Origin of the sequence: Roseobacter ponti, assembly GCF_012932215.1 — a bacterium.
Lineage (GTDB): Bacteria > Pseudomonadota > Alphaproteobacteria > Rhodobacterales > Rhodobacteraceae > Roseobacter > Roseobacter ponti.
This window is the reverse complement of record NZ_CP048788.1, coordinates 3,643,502-3,656,603: the sequence shown is the minus strand read 5'-3', so window position 1 is coordinate 3,656,603 and position 13,102 is coordinate 3,643,502. Positions and strand designations below refer to the sequence as shown.

Sequence of the window (13,102 nt, the reverse complement as noted above, 5' to 3'; positions counted from 1 at the left end):
CCTCCGGTCGCTTTGGTGGTGGCTTACTTTTTAAGCCGGGCCTCTACCTTGTCCTTCAGAGCCCCTTTGACAGTGCGCAAAAACAAAGCCAGCGCGATCAGCCCGGCTCCGTTAAACAGCAGCTCAATCCCCAGAAGTATGCCAAGAAGCTGCGGCGCAATCTCGAAGTAGTTGGCAAGGATATATCCCGCGAGCAGGACTGAAAGCGCACCTGAAATAAGCATCGGCCAGAACAGCGGCGTCGAACGCATCTGCCAGGCGGTCACGAGGCGCAAAAGTCCGTTGGCTCCGATCAGCACCGTCGCAATGGTTGCAAGCGTCAGAATGCCTTCAAGCGGGCGGAACATGAGAGATATACCGAGGAGCAGCATCAGCCCGCCCAGACCGGTGCCCATGATCTTTGTCGTGCGGTCCTCAGAGCCCAGACCTGCAACGATCTGAGCTCCGCCGATCAGCGCGAAGGTCACACCGGCCACTACTGTCACCGCAAAAGAGGCGGCGACCGGATTGGCCAGGACAAACAGGCCGAACACCAGAGAGAGAATGCCCAGAACAAGCCATTTTACCCATAATTTCATTTTGTCGTCCTTTCGTGGTATCTGCCGGGGCGGCTTTCCGGTTGCCACTTAAGCAACCGGTGCCGCACCGCGTAAGGTCAGATTACATCATCTCGCGTACATCGGTGAGCTTTCCGGTGATCGCGGCGGCCGCCGCCATGCCCGGAGAAACGAGGTGTGTGCGGCCCTTGTAGCCCTGACGACCTTCGAAGTTGCGGTTCGAAGTCGACGCGCAGCGCTCGCCCTCGGCCAGCTGGTCCGGGTTCATCGCCAGACACATCGAACAGCCCGCCAGACGCCACTCGAACCCGGCCTCTTTGAAGATATCCGCAAGCCCCTCTTCCTCGGCCTGAGCGCGCACGAGGCCTGAGCCCGGCACGACCATGGCGCGCAGACCCTCTTTGATCTTTTTGCCCTTGAGGATCGCGGCGGCAGCGCGCAGATCCTCGATCCGCCCGTTGGTGCACGACCCGATAAAAACGGTATCAATCTCGATCTGGTTCAGCGGCGTGCCGGGAGTGAGACCCATATAGTCCAGCGAGCGCTGCGCGGCACCGACCTTGCCACCCTCGAAATCGCTGGCAGCGGGCACACTGGCAGTGATCGGCAGCACGTCTTCGGGCGAGGTGCCCCAGGTGACGACCGGTGCGATGTCTTCGCCTTTGATGGTGATCACCTGGTCCCAGGCGGCATCATCATCTGAGTAAAGCGTCTTCCACCAGTCCATCGCGGCTTCCCACTGCGCGCCCTTCGGGGCGTGCGGGCGGCCTTTGCAGTACTCGAATGTCTTTTCATCGGGCGCAATAAGGCCGGCGCGTGCGCCGCCTTCGATCGCCATGTTGCAGACGGTCATGCGTCCTTCCATGCTGAGATCCCGGATCGCCTCGCCGCAGTATTCGATAACGTAGCCGGTGCCACCCGCGGTACCGGTCCTGCCGATCACCGACAGGGTGATGTCCTTGGCCGTGACACCGGGGGCGAGCTTGCCGGTGATCTCGACCTTCATATTTTTCGATTTCTTCTGGATCAGCGTCTGGGTGGCGAGCACGTGTTCTACCTCAGACGTTCCGATGCCATGCGCCAGCGCGCCGAATGCGCCATGGGTTGCGGTATGACTGTCACCACAGACCACGGTCATGCCGGGAAGGGTCCAGCCCTGCTCGGGCCCGACAATATGCACAATGCCCTGGCGCACGTCCGAAACCGGGTAATAATGAATGCCGAAGTCTTTGGCGTTTTTATCAAGCGCCTCGACCTGGATGCGGCTGTCTTCGGTCATCGTCGCAGCATTCGCGCGATCGAGCGTTGTTGGGACGTTATGATCCGGCACGGCGATGGTTTTCTCAGGCGCGCGGACCTTGCGACCGGCCATGCGCAGCCCCTCAAAGGCCTGCGGGCTGGTGACCTCATGCACGAGGTGGCGGTCGATATAAAGAAGGCAGGTGCCGTCGTCCGCTTCGTGGGCGACATGGGCATCCCAGATTTTATCGTAGAGCGTCTTGGGGGACATCGGTCCTCTCCCGTACTGTGGAAATGGGCAGTCTGTGTCGGGCAGTCGCGCTTACAGTCGTGCAAGAACGCTGTGCGTGGCGCCGAAAAAACGTTCACGCAGGCGGGCCCGGTCATCAAGATCGATTCTGATTTGCGCACATACAGACATAGCCGGTGTCTTATCCTCTTGGCCGCTGTGCCGCAAGGTCCGCGAGGCCGGTTGTAGCGACGCAGGGGCTGTGCAATTCTGCGTGGATGGAGAAGGAAAACATTCTCGAGCTGGGAAGCGCACAGATCGCGGATGTCCTGATGTCCGCGGAAGAAATCCGTCATCTCATCGCTCTGTTTCTCGCCGATCTGCTGGAGCCTGGCTGGCGGCAGAACCAGGTTCTGATCCTGCTGGCGCTCGCCGGACTTGCCTGGCTGCTGCACGGTGCCGGTGGCCGCATGATCGACAACCGCGTGCGCGCGACCGAAGGCTGGCAGAAATGGCAGCTTCGGGTGATTGTGCAGATCAAACGCCGCATGGGGCTGATCCTTTTCGCGGCGATGTCCTATGCGGTTTATCTGGTGATGCAGAGTGTCACCTGGCCGTCGCGCTCCTATCTGATCGGCGGTGTGGCGACACTTGCCGCGACCTGGGTACTGATTGCCTATCTTGGCCGGCTGGTGCGCAACCGGTTCCTGCGGCAGGTCGTGGTCTGGGGCCTTTGGGTCTATGCGACGCTGCAGTTTGCCGGGCTCGGCGACGAAGTGTCGGTGTTTCTTGATGATCTCGCGCTTGAGGTCGGTGATTTCCGAATTTCGCTGCTGACGCTGCTGACCGCCGGAGTGCTCATCGGCGCGCTGGCGACCGGGGCGCGGGTGGCCAATAAAACCATCGCAACCCGCATCCGGCGCAACGAGGATATCAGCCCCTCGATGCAGGTGCTCGCGGTCAAGGCGGTGCAGATTTTCCTCTATGGCATGGCGTTCTTTCTGGGTGTCAAGGCTGTGGGCATCGATCTCACCGGTCTCGCCGTGCTCTCAGGTGCCATCGGTGTGGGCCTTGGTTTCGGCCTGCAGAAAGTCGTCTCTAACCTTGTCTCCGGCGTCATCATTCTGCTCGATAAATCCATCAAACCCGGTGACGTGATCAGCCTTGGTGAAACCTTCGGCTGGATCAACGCTCTCGGCGCGCGTTACGTCAGCGTCGTGACGCGCGATGGCCGCGAATACCTCATTCCGAACGAAGATCTGATCACCGGGCAGGTGGTAAACTGGTCGCATTCGGACGAGTTCGTGCGTCTCGATATCTTTTTCGGCACGTCCTACGGGTGCGATCCGCATGTGGTCCGAAAACTGGCCATCGAAGCGGCGGCCAATGTCGACCGGGTGCTCAAGCACCCAAAGCTGCCGGTCTGTCACATCGTGGGCTTTGGGGACAGCTCGGTTGATTATATCCTCCGGTTCTGGATCCGCGACCCCACGGGCGGTCTCACGAACATCCGCGGCAATGTGTATCTGGCGCTCTGGGATACCTTCAAAGAAAACGACATCTCCATCCCCTTCCCGCAGCGCGAAGTCCGCATGCTGGAAGATGCAGACCCCGCACCGGTGACAGACTGACAGCCCGGGGTTGCCGGACCGCATCTGCGGTCTAACTCCTGCCTTGTCGGAACTTGCGGAGAACGGCGTGGTCAGCCCTTCAGACATCGTCCTTATCCTCGGCAGCGGGCCTCAGGCGCCTGTGGCAGCCGGCTGGCCCCGCGCTTGGTTCGACCGGATTGTCACCATCAATAACGCCTGGAGTATCCGCTCCGACTGGGATGATCTGATCTTTCCGGAGGATTTTCCCCGGGATCGCCGACCCGCAGCACCTGCCCCCGGCCAGCGCCTGATCGGCGCGGATCAGTTTGTGCCGGCGCAGAACAAAAGCGGCGGTTTCGTTTTTGCCGGCGGCACGATGGCCTTTACGGCCGGATACTGGGCGCTTGAGACACTGCGGCCGAAGGTCATGGCGTGGCTGGGCTGTGATATGGTCTATCCTGCCTCGGGCCCCACGCATTTTTACGGCACCGGGACGGCAGATCCTTTGCGCGCCGATGTCACGCTGCAGGACCTGGGGGCGAAATCCGCGCGCCTTGCTCTCATCGCGGCGAGCCGCGGGTGCCACTGCGTGAACCTCTCCGAGGGACCCTCAGAGCTGCTTTTCGCCCGTCTTAAGCCCGAAAACCTGCGTGCGGCCGGGGTCCGGCCGGCCTCGACCGGTGCCGTCTCAGATATCATGGCTGCGGAAAAGGCTCTCAGTTACGGCGTGCCGTCAGGGCGCTACTGGGAAGAAAGCCACCGGTTTGACGCGCGGGCGCTGGCCCGGATCGACGCACAATGGCGTACCACCTGGGAGAGCCTGCCGCAGTCAGCTGGTTTTGCTGCCTGAATGCGCAGCACGCAGCGTCGCACGCCCGGTTTGCGATGCTGTCATTGAATTGTGGTAATCCTCTTGCTAAATTAAAGTATCCCCAGCGCCGGGGGCCCGGCGGCGCGTTCAAAGGAGGGCAATGTCCTGTCTGTGCATACTGATGCAGCACCCGCTGCTCACAACGGAGCCGCGGTAATGGCCGCAGCCACCGAAACAGCCACAAGCGAAAAGCTTCTGGCGACAATTCTCAAATCCCTTTCCGATGACAAAGCCGAAGATGTGGTGCAGATTGATCTGCGCGGCAAGACCGAGATCGGTGATTATATGGTCATCTGTTCGGGTCGCTCGACACGTCAGGTCTCTTCGATTTCGGAGAAACTGGCGCAGACCGTCAAGGACGAGTTTGGCCGCACGGCAAAGATCGAGGGCAAAGAAACCGGCGACTGGGTGCTGATCGACACAGGCGATGTGATCGTGCATGTCTTCCGACCGGAAGTGCGCGAGTTCTATCAGCTTGAAAAGATGTGGCAACCTATGGACGGCCCCGGAGCCGCCGCCAGCTGACCCCCCGCGCGGGGAGCTGGCAGCGCCGTCATGCGTGTGCATGTCATTGCGGTCGGGCGTTTGCGCGCCGGGCCACAGAAAACTCTGATTGACGATTATCTGACCCGGTTCGACCGGACAGGCCGCGCCCTCGGGCTCGGCCCGGGCAGCGTGACCGAGGTTGACGACCGTAAGGGTGGCGGCATGGCCGGCGAGGCCGTGCTGCTGCGCCGTGCCGTGCCTGATGGTGCGATGATGGTGGCGCTGGATGAGCGCGGGCGGACGGAAAGCTCACCTGAGTTTGCGACCCGCCTTGCAGGCTGGCGGGATGAGGGACGCAGCGATCTTGCCATCCTAATCGGCGGCGCCGACGGAATTGATCCTGCGCTGCGCGCCGACGCGGGATTTGCGCTGTCTTTCGGCCGGATGGTCTGGCCGCATATGCTGGTCCGGGTCATGCTCGCAGAGCAGCTTTATCGCGCGGCCTCGATCCTTGCCGGCGCGCCGTATCACCGGGAATGACGTGTCCGGGTGCTGCAGTTGTCAGGCCGCGCGCATGCTGCCTGCACCGGCCGGCGGCACATACCGGATGAATGGCATATAGTGTCGCAGCCAGCGCAAAACGCCGTGCTCTTCGATCCACAAAGCATATTCCACATAGACCGGGTCCTCCGAGAGGTGCTTTTCCTCCGCCTTGGCCCGCGCAAAATAGATCAGGTTGATGCCGACCATCAGGATGCTGTGCTGCAGTGCCGTTTCATAACTTTCGACTGAGTAAAACGGCACGGCCAGCAGCCACCAGGAGATGTTTTTGAAGAAATAGGACGGGTGCCGCATCAGCCGGAAAGGCCCGTTTGTGATGATGCCGCGGTTGGTGAGATTTGAAAAACGGATGCCGAAAGACAGGTTCGACCAGGCCCACATGATCTTTGTGAAGATGATCGCGCAGCCCCAGACATAGAACCAGTTGCTGTCGCCACCGCCGAACATATCGATCCAGTTAGTATCGTCCTTGTAGTCGAGATAGCGGTTCCCGACGACGGAAAAGAACGGCACATACATCAGCAGTGTCACAGCCCAGCCCCAGAAAAGGTCATTGGGCGAGCGGATGTGCGAATTCGTAAGCCGCAGCGTCAGCACGTACCCGATACTGACAAAAGCCAGATCAATGCCCGTGGCAAAGCGGCTCATGAAGGCCACGAAAGCGGTGAAGGAGCGGGTGATATCGGCCAGATCCCGGCCCAGCAGCGCAGAGATGCTGTTGCCGAAATAGATGAACATCAGCGGCAGAAAGAATCCCTTGATGAGCCAGCCGAGAAAATGCTTTTTCAGCCGGGCTCTGTCGGTGCTTTTGCCATGTCCCAGAAACAGGCGGCCCGCGTTAAAATATTCGTCTTCGGGGTCCTTCATCCACCGGTCGATCAGCACGAAATAGACAAAGCTGATGCAGGCAAAAGCCAGTGAATAGTCCCGGCAGACCTCCCAGAAGGGATCGTAAAAGTCGCGCTGATATTCCGGAAAGATCCAGTAGGCGACCGACAATAGACCGATTGTGCCCCAGAGGCCGGTCAGCTTGGTGGCGACCCGGCCATGGTTTACCTGCTCCGACAGCCGCAGGCCGAAACCCTGCAGCCCGGTCGCCTCCTGACGGTGTGCTTTAAGCACGAAAAGCTCCCAGAGGACCATCGGCAAGGCAGTCCCGAGCATGCCGACAACCGTTGCGTCGGTTTTCGGAAGCTCAAGCTGGCGCAGCAGCAGCAGAGTCGCGAGAAACCCCGCAAGCCCGATCAGCGCCGTCAGCTGGCTGGTCACCGAACGTGGTGGCTGGGACGGGGGCTTGGATGCCATCAGGCGGACTCGCTCAGTTTTGTAAACAATAGGCGATAAACATTAAGATTGTGCCTAATTTGAGGCAAGCGTATCATCTTTGGGTTGAAATGCGCGTGACAGGCGCTTTACCGCGCGCTGATAGTGTTGCGTGACACATCGCAGGGCCATTTACCCTGCTGCGCAGGTTCAGGGCAGATCGATAATCACGGTGCCCTTGTTCCAGCCACCCGGCAGGTCGCGTGCCTGAATCTGCACCTGAGTTGCACCTTCCGGCACCCGGACACCCGAGAGGGAGCGGGTAAAGGGCTGCTCGTTGACGTGCGGATGTGACAGCACCCGCGTGCCCAGTTCGTTGCCCTGCATATCGAGCACCCGCCAGCCGTCGGCGTAGTGATCCCAGCCGGTATCGGGATGGGTGATCGTCACGTCAAAGCGCCAGGTGTCGCCGGTCTGCTTTACGGTCACGTTCTCGATGCGGGGTTCCGCGGCCAGCACAGGCAGGGCGGTCATGATGATCAGGGCAGTAATAAAACGTTTCATGTGAGACTCGTAAGCAAAGAACAGGCTGAAGGTAACTTAAGCGTTTAACAGAACTTTGCGAGAGGCGGAGGCAAATTCCCTGCGCCATATGACAATGACGGTCACAATGGTTGCCAGGATGAGTGGCACGGCCCCTGCCAGCCAGGCAAGGCAGGCAAGTGCGAAATAAATCGATCTCAGCCCCCGGTTGAAACTGCGTGCGACGGTGATGTTGATCTCGGCGGCCTGTGCAGCCCGGGGGTAGGCACCGGGGTCTTCGGGATCGTTCGGCACAGAGGCGATCAGGACCGAACAATAGCCGAAAAGCCGGTTGGACCAGACAAATTTAAGGAAGGCATTGGTGAGCAGAAAAGTGACCACCAGAAGCTTCAGCTCCCAGACGATGGCCGGGTGATTGATAAAGGTGATGTCCTGCGCCACGCCGCTGGCCTGATCCGCATTCCCGATCAGCGCCAGCGTGCCGCCAATAGCGATGACCGAGGTCGAGGCGAAAAACGCCGTGCCCTGACGCAGGCTGGCCAGCACCTGGGCGTCAAAGATGCGCGGTTCACGCGTGACCATCTGCTTCATCCACTCGCGGCGGTAACCGGCCATGATCATTGAGGTGGACAGATGTTTTTTGCCCGGGTGTTCAATGCGCCATCCGATAGCCAGCCAGCACAGGATGAGAAATCCAAGAGCGACGTAATCGAGCGTGGTAAAGAAGGTGAGACGGCTTAGTATATCCATAATCAGCATTTGGCAGGTCCGATAAATCTTGCCAATGGGTGAAATTGGTAATATTAGTTTACCAAACGGAGGATGTTCCATGGAAATGCCGATTCCCGACCCGGCCGTGCTGGCGCGCAAATCGCGTGTGCAGGAACGGTTGTCCGCTGTTCTTCCCGCCGACGCGGTGATTTCTGACGAAGCGGAGACCCGCGCCTATGAGTGCGATGCGCTGACAGCCTATAAATGCCCGCCGATGCTTGTGGTGCTGCCGGCAAGCACCGGCGAGGTGTCCGACGTGCTCAGGATCTGTCACGAAGAGGGGGTGCCTGTGGTGCCGCGCGGATCGGGAACCTCGCTGGCGGGGGGCGCTTTGCCAACAGCGGATTGCGTGATCCTGGGCGTGGCGCGCATGAACGATGTGCTTGAGACCGATTACGCCAACCGGATCATCCGGGTACAGACCGGGCGCACCAATCTGAGCGTAACGGGCGCGGTTGAGGAAAACGGTTTTTTCTATGCTCCCGACCCGTCCAGCCAGCTTGCCTGTGCCATTGCCGGAAACATTGCGATGAATTCCGGCGGGGCGCATTGCCTGAAATACGGTGTGACCACCAACAACCTGATGGGCGTGACCATGGTTGCCATGACCGGAGAGGTTATCGAGATCGGCGGCGCCCACATGGACAGCGGTGGTCTCGATCTTCTGGGGCTCGTCTGTGGCTCGGAAGGGCAGCTTGGGGTGGTAACCGAAGCAACCCTGCGCATCCTGCCCAAGCCCGAGGGCGCGCGCCCGGTGCTGATGGGTTTTGACGACAACGAGGTCGCCGGTGCCTGCGTCAGCGACATCATCAAGGCCGGCGTCCTGCCGGTTGCGATCGAGTTTATGGACCGCCCCTGCATCGAGGCCACAGAAGCCTTTGCCCACGCAGGCTATCCGATGTGCGAGGCGTTGCTGATCGTCGAAGTCGAAGGCTCCGAAGCCGAGATCGACCACCAGTTGTCGCTGATCATGGAGATTGCCCGGCGGCACAACCCGGTTGAGCTGCGCGAAAGCAAATCCGCAGATGAAAGCGCCCGGATCTGGCTGGGACGTAAATCCGCCTTCGGTGCGATGGGCCAGATCAACGATTACATGTGCCTTGACGGGACGATCCCCGTAAGCTCGCTGCCCTTTGTCCTCAAGCGGATTGGCGAGATGTCCGATGAGTTCGGCCTGAAGGTCGGCAATGTATTCCATGCGGGCGACGGTAACATGCATCCGCTGATCCTCTTTGACGCCAACAAACCTGGTGATCTTGAGCTGTGCGAAGCTTTCGGCGCGGAAATTCTGAAGCTCTGCGTGGAAGCGGGGGGCTGCCTGACAGGAGAGCATGGCGTGGGCATCGAAAAGCGCGATCTGATGACATATCAGTATGAGCCTGCGGATCTTGAGGCGCAGATGGCCGTCAAGGATGTGTTCGATCCGCAATGGCTGCTGAACCCGGCCAAGGTCTTCCCGCTGTCCGTCTCGGACGCGCGGCGCGGTGTGACGCCGGTCGCTGCTGAATAGGGGCGGCGTCCCCACAGCACCGCACGCGCGACCGCAGCATTTGGAGCCAGAAGAATTATGAAACCCGAAAACGAAGCGGCCCTGGCCGAAATGATACGGTCGGCAAACGGCCCCCTGACGATCACCGGTGGCGGCACACGGGGCATGACCGGTGACGGTGAGACACTTGAGACGGGTGCGCTGTCGGGCATTTCGCTTTATGAACCCGGAGCGCTGACGATCGTTGCGGGGGCGGGTACGCCGCTTGCAGAAGTTCATGACGCTCTGGCGGCTGAAAACCAGCGGCTGGCCTTTGAACCGATGGACCACCGCCCGCTTCTCGGCACCACCGGAGCGCCGACGCTGGGCGGTGTGATCGCCGCCAATGTCAGCGGACCACGGCGCATACAGGGCGGTGCGGCGCGTGACTATGCGCTCGGCGTGCGGTTTGTCGACGGAGCGGGCAATATCGTGAAAAACGGCGGCCGGGTGATGAAGAACGTCACCGGCTATGATCTGGTCAAACTGATGTGCGGTGCCTGTGGCACTTTGGGCGTGCTGAGCGAGGTGGCGCTCAAGGTCCTGCCAGTGCCGGAAACAAGCGGCACGCTGGTGCTGCAGGGTCTGTCTGACGCTGATGCTGTCGACGTTATGTCGCTGGCAATGGGCTCCCCTTATGAGATCACCGGAGCCGTACATGGGGCAAAGGTGCACGGTGACGAGACGGTAACGGCCCTGCGGATCGAAGGGTTTGAGCAGTCCGTGGCCTACCGCATGGGCCGGCTGAAAGAACTGTTTGCAGACCGGGGCGCGGAAATCGCGTTGCTTCCGGCGGAGACATCCGACGCGCTCTGGGAGAGGGCCCGCGATGCGGGGCCACTCAGTAATGTGGCGGGCGATGTCTGGCGCGTGTCCTGCAAACCCTCCGATGCGCCGGGGCTTGTGGCCCGGGCCGGGGCGCAAAGCCATTACTTCGACTGGGCGGGCGGGCTGATCTGGATGCGGATGGCCGCAGGCACGGATCTGCGTGAAAACCTTGGCCGCTTTGATGGTCACGCGACCCTTGTAAGGGCCGGGGCCGGCACGCGCGCCGCCCTGGGGGCCTTTCATCCCGAGGCCGCCGGAGTGGCGCGGCTGAGTGCGGGGCTCCGGGCGCGGTTTGACCCGCGCGGTATTCTGAACCCCGGCCTGATGGGCCCGGTCACAGCCCGTGAGGTGGTATAATGCAGACGAGTTTTACCTCTGAACAGCTCAAAGACCCGGCGACCGAACGCAGTAACCAGATCCTGCGGACCTGTGTGCACTGCGGATTCTGCACCGCGACCTGCCCGACCTATCAGGTGCTGGGTGATGAACTCGACAGCCCGCGCGGCCGTATTTACCTGATCAAGGATATGCTGGAAAACGACCGAGACCCGGACGCAAAGACCGTCAAACACATTGACCGTTGCCTCAGCTGTCTGGCGTGTATGACCACCTGTCCGTCAGGCGTGCACTACATGCATCTTGTTGATCACGCACGGGAATATATCGAGCAACGGTATAAGCGGCCTTTCAGTGATCGGGCGCTGCGCTGGGTGCTGGCGCGCATTCTGCCCTATCCGATGCGCTTTCGCGTGGCCCTGCTGGGCGCGAAAATCGGCCGGCCGTTTGCAGGACTTATGCCCGATGCGCGGCTGCGCGCGATGCTGGAGATGGCGCCGAAAACCATCCCGCCGGTCAGCCGCAATGACGATCCGCAGACTTTTGCACCCGTTGCACCCAGGAAAAAACGTGTGGCGCTGATGACCGGCTGTGCGCAGAAAGCGCTGAACACCGACATCAACGATGCCACGATCCGTCTGCTGACCCGTCTGGGCTGTGAAGTTGTGGTGGCCGAGGGGGCGGGCTGTTGCGGTGCGCTGACCCATCACATGGGCAAATCTGACGAAAGCCACGCGACGGCGGCAAAAAACATCCGGGCCTGGGCGCGCGAGATGGATGGCGACGGGCTCGATGCAATTGTGATCAACACTTCGGGCTGTGGCACAACGGTGAAAGATTATGGTCATATGTTCCGCAATGACGCGCTGGCGGAAGATGCGGCCCGGGTCTCAGGTATTGCCATGGACGTCTCTGAGCTGCTGATGACGCTAGACCTGCCGGAAGGGCAGGACAAAGAGCTTGTGGTCGCCTATCACGCCGCCTGTTCGCTGCAGCACGGGCAGAAGATCAAAACCTTCCCCAAGGATCTGCTGCGCCGCGCGGGCTTCAGCATCGTGGAACCCGCGGACCCGCACCTGTGCTGTGGCTCCGCCGGGACCTACAACCTGATGCAGCCCGAAATCTCAAAACAGCTCAAAGCGCGCAAGGTCCGGACGCTGGAGGCGAAAAAGCCCGACATTATCGCCGCCGGCAACATCGGCTGTATGATGCAGATCGGATCGGGCACGCAGATTCCCATCGTGCATACCGTCGAACTGCTCGACTGGGCGACCGGCGGACCGAAACCACCGGCACTTGACGCAGATTTCAACCCTGGGTCTGAAATTCCGCGTCTTCGTTAACCAGATCGCGACGATCCGTTTATAAATAAGGGCCAATCTGACTGCATTGGCCCTATTTCTGCCGCAGATCACCGGTACACCTCTGCCTCAGTAAGAGGGAAAGTACACGTGCGGAACTGGTTAATTTTTTCACTCCTCGCAGCGATTATCACAACGGGCGCTGTGGCGCAGGATGAACGTCTCAGACGACTGGACGCAGGCACAGACGCCAATCCATGGGAGGCGGTCGGCCGGCTGGACATCGGCGGTTCCGGCTTCTGCACCGGCGCGCTGATCAGCCCCGATCTTGTCCTCACGGCGGCGCATTGTCTTTTTGACAAGCGGACGGGTGAGCGGATCAACCATGAAGATGTCGAATTTCTCGCCGGCTGGCGCAACGGGCGCGCCTCTGCCTACCGGATGGTGCGGCGCGCGGTCGTTCATCCCGACTATGTCTATGACGGCAATGTTTCATCGGACCGCGTGCGCAATGATATAGCACTGCTGGAGCTGATCCGTCCGATCCAGAACGGCACGATTGAACCTTTCGAGACAGCCGACCGCCCCGGTCAGGGAGAGCGCGTCGGGGTCGTCAGCTATGCCCGCGACCGGTCAGAGGCGCCGTCACTGCAGGAAGTCTGCACCGTGATTGCGCGTCAGGAAGGGGTGCTTGTCACCTCCTGCACGGTCGATTTCGGATCTTCGGGTGCGCCGATTTTCACCTTTGCCGATGGCAAGGCGCATATCGTCTCGGTGGTTTCCGCGAAGGCGGAAATGAACGGAGAACATGTTTCTCTTGGGACGTCCCTGAGTGAGCCTCTGGCCTTTCTGCGCCAGGAGCTTGACGCGGGCGGTGGCCTTTTTGTATCCGGCCAGGCTGTCACTGCGCGGATTGCCGTTGGCGGTGGTCGCAAGGAAACGGGTGCCAAATTCATCCGTCCCGAGGAGTAAGCAGATGCGCTGGTGTGCAGGACTG

Annotated in this window: 13 protein-coding genes; 8 read left to right on the top strand and 5 right to left on the bottom strand. The window is 60.6% G+C overall.

Annotated features, from left to right (window positions below; translation table 11 throughout):
* Window positions 1-23: 23 nt before the first annotated feature.
* Both G3256_RS17595 and leuC read right to left on the bottom strand, forming a co-directional pair.
* Window positions 24-578, bottom strand: coding sequence for an HdeD family acid-resistance protein (locus G3256_RS17595; protein WP_169642061.1), 555 nt, complete (start codon window positions 576-578; stop codon window positions 24-26).
* Window positions 579-660: 82 nt separating this feature from the next.
* The gene (gene leuC, locus G3256_RS17590) at window positions 661-2,067 is read right to left on the bottom strand and encodes a 3-isopropylmalate dehydratase large subunit (RefSeq protein WP_169642060.1); all 1,407 of its coding nucleotides are present in this window, start codon (window positions 2,065-2,067) and stop codon (window positions 661-663) included.
* 290 nt (window positions 2,068-2,357) lie between these two features.
* Between leuC and G3256_RS17585 the strand changes: the two genes are divergently transcribed.
* The 4 genes from G3256_RS17585 to rlmH all read left to right on the top strand — a co-directional run bounded on the left by G3256_RS17585 (window position 2,358) and on the right by rlmH (window position 5,514).
* Window positions 2,358-3,656, top strand: coding sequence for a mechanosensitive ion channel family protein (locus tag G3256_RS17585; RefSeq protein ID WP_246227680.1), 1,299 nt, complete (start codon window positions 2,358-2,360; stop codon window positions 3,654-3,656).
* 67 nt (window positions 3,657-3,723) lie between these two features.
* Window positions 3,724-4,467: a hypothetical protein gene (locus tag G3256_RS17580; protein WP_169642058.1), complete on the top strand. Its 744-nt coding sequence runs from the start codon at window positions 3,724-3,726 to the stop codon at window positions 4,465-4,467.
* A 177-nt stretch (window positions 4,468-4,644) separates the two neighbouring features.
* Window positions 4,645-5,013, top strand: coding sequence for a ribosome silencing factor (rsfS, locus tag G3256_RS17575; protein ID WP_169642057.1), 369 nt, complete (start codon window positions 4,645-4,647; stop codon window positions 5,011-5,013).
* A 30-nt stretch (window positions 5,014-5,043) separates the two neighbouring features.
* Window positions 5,044-5,514, top strand: a complete 471-nt coding sequence (rlmH, locus tag G3256_RS17570) for a 23S rRNA (pseudouridine(1915)-N(3))-methyltransferase RlmH (protein ID WP_169642056.1) — start codon at window positions 5,044-5,046, stop codon at window positions 5,512-5,514.
* A 21-nt stretch (window positions 5,515-5,535) separates the two neighbouring features.
* On the opposite strand, the gene G3256_RS17565 is transcribed toward rlmH, so the two are convergent.
* From G3256_RS17565 to G3256_RS17555, 3 genes are all read right to left on the bottom strand, one after another.
* The gene (locus G3256_RS17565) at window positions 5,536-6,840 is read right to left on the bottom strand and encodes an isoprenylcysteine carboxylmethyltransferase family protein (RefSeq protein WP_169642055.1); all 1,305 of its coding nucleotides are present in this window, start codon (window positions 6,838-6,840) and stop codon (window positions 5,536-5,538) included.
* A gap of 168 nt (window positions 6,841-7,008) precedes the next feature.
* Entirely contained in the window at window positions 7,009-7,362 is a 354-nt protein-coding gene (locus G3256_RS17560) for a hypothetical protein (protein WP_169642054.1), read from the bottom strand.
* A gap of 36 nt (window positions 7,363-7,398) precedes the next feature.
* Complete coding sequence (locus G3256_RS17555; RefSeq protein WP_169642502.1) at window positions 7,399-8,091, bottom strand: DUF599 domain-containing protein; 693 nt, start codon at window positions 8,089-8,091, stop codon at window positions 7,399-7,401.
* 79 nt (window positions 8,092-8,170) lie between these two features.
* Here G3256_RS17555 and G3256_RS17550 point away from each other — a divergent pair, with 79 nt between their 5' ends.
* The 4 genes from G3256_RS17550 to G3256_RS17535 all read left to right on the top strand — a co-directional run bounded on the left by G3256_RS17550 (window position 8,171) and on the right by G3256_RS17535 (window position 13,077).
* On the top strand, window positions 8,171-9,622 hold the full coding sequence (locus G3256_RS17550) for an FAD-linked oxidase C-terminal domain-containing protein (protein ID WP_169642053.1): 1,452 nt from the start codon (window positions 8,171-8,173) through the stop codon (window positions 9,620-9,622).
* A gap of 57 nt (window positions 9,623-9,679) precedes the next feature.
* Window positions 9,680-10,825, top strand: coding sequence for an FAD-binding protein (locus G3256_RS17545; RefSeq protein WP_169642052.1), 1,146 nt, complete (start codon window positions 9,680-9,682; stop codon window positions 10,823-10,825).
* Complete coding sequence (gene glcF, locus G3256_RS17540) at window positions 10,825-12,147, top strand: glycolate oxidase subunit GlcF (protein WP_169642051.1); 1,323 nt, start codon at window positions 10,825-10,827, stop codon at window positions 12,145-12,147. Before G3256_RS17545 ends, glcF begins: the two co-directional genes overlap by 1 nt.
* Before the next feature lie 108 nt (window positions 12,148-12,255).
* A complete protein-coding gene (locus G3256_RS17535; protein ID WP_169642050.1) occupies window positions 12,256-13,077 on the top strand; it encodes a trypsin-like serine peptidase in 822 nt (273 codons plus the stop codon).
* Window positions 13,078-13,102 lie beyond the last annotated feature (25 nt).